The organism is Citreicella sp. C3M06, from assembly GCF_018860705.1.
Classification (GTDB): Bacteria; Pseudomonadota; Alphaproteobacteria; order Rhodobacterales; family Rhodobacteraceae; genus Salipiger.
Map to the genome: position 1 here is coordinate 1 of NZ_JAHKQA010000051.1, position 1,457 is coordinate 1,457.

Genomic DNA, 1,457 nt, shown 5'->3' on the forward strand with positions numbered 1-1,457 from the left:
CGAGAAGCTGAGTGATGACGACCGGCAACTGGCCTTCGAGGACCTGGAAACGGCCATCGCCGAGGTCGAGACCCGCAAGGAGCACGCCGCGCCATCCACCACGACGTCGCGCCGGACGCGTCAGCGCAATCTCGGCCATCTGCCTGCGGATCTGCCGCGCATCGAACGTGTCATTGAGCCGGGGAGCCTTGAGTGCCCGTGTGGGTGCGGCCGCATGCACCGGATCGGTGAGGTCTGCACCGAACGTCTCGACATCGTGCCCGCGCAGCTTCGGGTGCTGGTCGACATCCGGCCGAAGTATGCCTGCCGCGCTTGTCAGACGGGGACACCCAGGCTGACGCCGCGCCCCGGCTGATTGAGGGCGGTCTGCCGGCCGAGGGTGCCATCGCGCATGTCATGGTGTCCAAGTTCGCGGACCACCTGCCATTTTACAGGCAGAGCCAGATCCTGGCGCGCTCCGGCATCCAGATCGACCGCAGCACCTTGGCGGACTGCCGGGACAGCAGCCTTCCATCTCAGCCCCGTGGTCGACAGGCTGACCGAGCATCTCAAGTCGTCCGGCAAGCTCTTCATGGACGAGACTACGGCCGCGGTCCTTGACCCGGGCCGTGGCCGAACCAAGACCGGCTACCTCTGGGCCTTGGCGCGTGATGACCGCGGTTGGGGCGGAGAGGACCCGCCCGGTGTCGTCTTCACCTATCATCCCAGCCGCGCGGGGGCGCACACGAAACAAATCCTGCAGGGCTTCGACGGTATCCTGCAATTGGACGGCTATACCGGCTATGACCGCCTCACACGCCCCTCCCGCGAGGGCTGCGCGCCGATCACGGTTGCGCATTGTTGGGCCCATGCGCGTCGCAAGCTGAAGGAAGTCTTCGACCGCGACGGCTCGGAAATCGCTGCCGAGGGACTGCGCAGGATCGCCGAGCTCTATCGCATCGAGGCCGAGATCCGCAGCATGGGGCCTGGCCAGCGCCTGTCGGCCCGCCAAGCCCGCAGCGCGCCCCTCGTCGCCGCGTTCGGCGACTGGCTGCAGGCACAGCGCCTGCGGATCTCAGCCAAGTCGCGCCTCGGAGAGAAGCTGACCTACATCCATCGCCAGTGGGCCGGTCTGCAGACCTTCCTGCATGACGGCCGCGTCGAGATCGACTCCAATTCCATCGAGAACTTGATCCGTCCGATTGCCCTGACGCGAAAGAATGCGCTCTTCGCCGGACATGACGAGGGCGGCCGCACTTGGGCCCGCATCGCTTCCCTAATCGCCACCGCGAAGATCAACGGCGTGGAACCCTTCGCCTATTTGAAGGCGACCCTCGAAGCCATCGCCGCCGGTCACCCGGCCAGCAGCATCGACGATCTGCTGCCCTGGAACTTCAACCCGTCACGCTGATCGTGCGTGCTGCGGTGACAGCGCTTACAGACCGGTGTTCTTCGATGAACCTAGGGTCAGGATTCAT

Annotated in this window: 2 protein-coding genes and 1 pseudogene; all 3 read left to right on the forward strand. The window is 65.7% G+C overall.

Annotated elements, in window-relative coordinates; translation table 11 throughout:
• The coding region (locus KO516_RS24225) for an IS66 family transposase zinc-finger binding domain-containing protein (protein ID WP_252737573.1) at positions 1-355 on the forward strand (355 nt) is incomplete at its 5' end.
• A 41-nt stretch (positions 356-396) separates the two neighbouring features.
• Positions 397-1,261, forward strand: a pseudogene (locus KO516_RS24230) (IS66 family transposase); the annotation flags it as partial.
• The gene (locus KO516_RS24760; RefSeq protein ID WP_371742080.1) at positions 1,259-1,390 is read left to right on the forward strand and encodes a transposase domain-containing protein; all 132 of its coding nucleotides are present in this window, start codon (positions 1,259-1,261) and stop codon (positions 1,388-1,390) included. The pseudogene KO516_RS24230 and the gene KO516_RS24760, both read left to right, overlap by 3 nt.
• Positions 1,391-1,457 lie beyond the last annotated feature (67 nt).